General features: G+C 64.5%; 1 protein-coding gene. It reads left to right on the plus strand.

The annotated features are described in order from the left end of the window. Nucleotides 1-32: 32 nt before the first annotated feature. Nucleotides 33-409 (plus strand): NADH-quinone oxidoreductase subunit J (locus EEB19_RS26575; protein ID WP_262365947.1); only part of this gene is annotated, 377 nt, incomplete at its 3' end.

Consider the following 409-nt stretch of genomic DNA (forward strand, 5'->3'; position numbering starts at 1 on the left):
GAGAGATGGATTGGGTAAATATCGCTTTCTGGGTGTTCGCCATCGCGGCAACGGTTTCGGCCGGTGCGGTGATCAGCGTGCGCAACCCGGTTCACGCCGTGCTCTGCCTGGTGCTGACCTTCTTCTCCATCGCCTGCGTGTGGCTGCTGGTGGGCGCCGAGTTCCTCGGTGTGGCGCTGGTGCTGGTCTACGTCGGTGCGGTGATGGTGCTGTTCCTGTTCGTGGTGATGATGCTGGACATCGACCCCACCAAGCTGCGTGAGGGCTGGGTGCGCTACCTGCCGGTCGGCCTGATTGTCGCGGTCGCGATGCTGGCGCAGATGCTGATCCTGATCGGGGTCAAGGCGCGTTCGGTCACGCCGTTCCCGGCCGACAACGCCGCTGCGGTCGCCGCCGACAGCTCCAACAT

This window comes from Gordonia sp. OPL2, assembly GCF_003797825.1.
Taxonomy (GTDB): Bacteria; Actinomycetota; Actinomycetes; order Mycobacteriales; family Mycobacteriaceae; genus Gordonia.